General features: G+C 67.6%; 1 pseudogene. It reads right to left on the bottom strand.

Annotation, left to right across the window (positions count from 1 at the left end):
• Positions 1–18: 18 nt before the first annotated feature.
• Positions 19–1253 (bottom strand): annotated as a pseudogene (locus ACWEOE_RS42125) (IS3 family transposase).
• Positions 1254–1305: the final 52 nt, after the last annotated feature.

The following is a 1305-nucleotide window of genomic DNA, read 5'->3' as shown; positions in this document are numbered from 1 at the left end:
GGTTTGGTGGAGACTGGATTAGCTGGTTTCCAGGGTTGGGGTGACCGGGTGGGTCATTGCGTGTAGTGCCTCGTACTGGGCGGGCGGGATGTGTCCGAGTTCGCCGTGCAAGCGTCGGTTGTTGTACCAGTCGATGTACTCGGCGGTCGCGATTTCCAGGTCGTCGAGGCCTCGCCAGGGGCCCTTGTTGCGGACGAGTTCGGCCTTGTAGAGCGAGTTGAACGCCTCGGTCATGGCGTTGTCGTAGGAATCTCCTTTGCTGCCAACGGATGCGACAACGCTTGCCCCGGCCAGGCGCTGGGTGTAGCGCACCGCCCGGTACTGCACGCCGCGGTCGCTGTGATGCACGAGCCCGGCCAGGTCCGCGCCGGCGGCCTGGCGGCGCCAGATCGCCATCTGCAGCGCGTCCAGCGCCAGATCCGTGTAGAGGCTGGTGGCGACCTGCCAGCCCACGATCAGACGGGAGAAGACATCGAGCACGAATGCCGCGTAGACCCAGCCGGCGGCAGTGCGCACGTAGGTGATGTCCGCGACCCACATCTCGTTCACGCGCGTGGCCGTGAAGTCACGTTTCACCAGGTCAGCCGGTCTGCCTGTCTCCGGCGCCGGCCGTGTCGTGCGCGGGCCCTTGTCGCGGAGCAGGCCACGCAGCCCGATCTCGCGCATGAGCCGCTCAACCGTGCACCTAGCCACATCCACGCCGTGGCGGTTCAGCTCGGCCCAGACCTTCCTGGCCCCGTAGACGCCGTAGTTGTCCTCGTGCACCTGCTCGATCTTCTCGGCCAGCACCCGGTCGGATGCCGCGCGGGCGGACCCGGGACGGGTCTTGGCGGCGTAGTAGGTCGACGGCGCGATCTCGACGGGCGTGCCTTGAAGCGCCCGCAGGACCGGCTGGACACCGTGCTCCTTCCGCTGGGAGTCGACGAACTCGACTTTCATCGCGACGGACGGTCCAGCTCCGCTGCGAAGAAAGACGCCGCTGACTTCAGGATCTGGTTCGCCCGGCGCAGCTCACGCACCTCACGTTCCAGCTCCGCGACCCTGGTCGCTTCAGCCGAGGTCGTGCCCGGCCGTGTTCCCTCGTCGGTCTCGGCCTGCTTCACCCACGTCCGCAACGCCTCCGGGTGCACACCGAGCTGGTCGGCGATCCGCTTGATCGCCCCGCCGGCCGAGGCCGGGTCCCGCCTGGCCTCAACTGCCAGCCGCGTCGCCCGCTCCCGCAACTCATCCGGGTACTTCCGTGGTGCCGCCATGACTGTGAATCCTCCGGGTGTTCGATGTCTCCATCAAACCCGGGGCGGGACA

This window comes from Amycolatopsis sp. NPDC004368 (assembly GCF_053602515.1).
The sequence above is the reverse complement of the archived record's forward strand: the minus strand, read 5'-3'. Positions and strand labels throughout refer to the sequence as shown.